Source organism: Nonomuraea sp. NPDC004186 (assembly GCF_053603495.1).
This window is the reverse complement of sequence record NZ_JBSGFQ010000278.1, coordinates 1-1,591: the sequence shown is the minus strand read 5'-3', so window position 1 is coordinate 1,591 and position 1,591 is coordinate 1. Positions and strand designations below refer to the sequence as shown.

At 71.3% G+C, this 1,591-nt stretch carries 1 protein-coding gene; it reads right to left on the bottom strand.

What is annotated here, in order from left to right; translation table 11 throughout:
* Positions 1–162 precede the first annotated feature (162 nt).
* Positions 163–1,539 carry an IS1380 family transposase gene (locus tag ACWEPL_RS65235; protein WP_452443094.1) on the bottom strand — a complete coding sequence of 459 codons (1,377 nt, stop codon included), beginning with the start codon at positions 1,537–1,539 and terminating at the stop codon, positions 163–165.
* Between the last annotated feature and the right edge of the window lie 52 nt (positions 1,540–1,591).

The following is a 1,591-nucleotide window of genomic DNA, read 5'->3' as shown; positions in this document are numbered from 1 at the left end:
CCTCGATCTTTCGCGATCAAGGTGTGGTCGGCTGAGCGGTCCAGCTGAGGGTTGAATTGCGTGCTGTGGTCAGCGCGCTGGCCCGGCTGTCGCGCCGGGTGTGCGGGGTTCCACGGGCCCGCGGGCGTTCCTTTCCTGGTCGTGGGGTCGGTCGGTGGCTGGTCAGGGTGGGGCGGGCAGGGCTTGCAGGCGGGCGAGTGCGGTGAGGATGTCGTGGGCCCAGGGCCATCGTGCGGCCAGGCGCAGGCGCACGCGTCGGCCACCGCGTACCAGCCGTCCGGCCACCGCGAACAGGCGCAGGCGCAGGCGTTTGGGTTCGTAGCTGCGGGCGGCGGTGCCGGGCAGCGCGAGCATCTGCATCCAGGCCAGGAGTTCGCAGGCCAGGGCGACGAGTTCGCACCAGATCTGGTTGCAGGCGAAGTGGTGCAGCGGCAGGTTGGCCAGGCCGGTGTCCTTGGCGCAGCGGATGCGGTCTTCGGCACGGGCCCGGCGGCGGTGGCGCAACTCCAGATCAGCGAGCTGGCCGTGCTTGGTGTCGGTGACAAAGCAGGTGACGCGGCAGCCGTCGACGTCGGTGAAGCGCAGCTGGGCGCCGGGGTGCGGACGTTCCTTGCGGGCGATGACGCGCATGCCCTTGGGCCAGCCGGTCAGGTCGAGAAGGCCGGTCAGCTCGGCCACCCAGGCTCCGGGCCGCGCCTGCCGGTCGGCGTCGTAGGCGGGCGTCCACGCACTCTTCGGCAGGCGCAGCACGGCCTGCTGCACCTGCTCGGTCAGGAGGAATCCGATCGAGTACGACAGCCGGCGGCCGGGTTTGGTGAGCCAGGACAGGAACTCATGCGTGCCGCCGCCGGAGTCGGTGCGGATCAGCACCTGCCGCCGGCGGTGCTTGGGCAGCTGGGCCAGCGCCAGCCGGGTGGCCTCGATATGGTCGGTGGCGGTGTTGGAGCCGGCGTTGCCCGGCCGCAGCACGAGGGCCAGCGGTTCGCCGGAGCCACCCGGGCCGTGGTCGGCGAAGACTGTCATTGGGTGGAAACCGAAGGTGTGTTTCCAGGTCGGGGCCGCGTGCTGTTTGTCGGAGTGGGCGATGACGATGGTGGCGTCGAGGTCGAGCGGGATTAGCTCACCATCGCTGCCCGGCGCCGCGGTCCCGGCAAGCTTCCAGGCGCGCTCGCGGGCCAGGGCGCGGGCCGAGCGCAGGGCCTTGAGCGCCTTGGCCTCATCGTGGGCGAGCCGGTCGATCAGGCGGGAGACGGTCGGGTCGGAGGCCACCGCGCCGAACAACTCGGGCTGGGCGCGCAGCAGGGCGATGTCAGCCAGGCAGTCCCCGCCCAGAGCGAGAGCGACGGCCAGGTCGGCCACGATCTTGCCGGGGTCGTGCACCGCGCGGGCGGGCCGCCAGCGCTCCATCTGCGTCGACAGCGCCCGGTCCAGGCCGGTGACGCGCAGGGTCTTGAGCAGCAGCAGGCTTCCGGCATGGGACAGCAGCCCAGTGCCGTCGGCGGAGGCGGTGATGGTGTGGTGGGAGGCGATAGTCTTCACGTGGAAAGTGCTTCTCGATCTGGCGGGGACAGGACCTTAGACAAGCCCCATC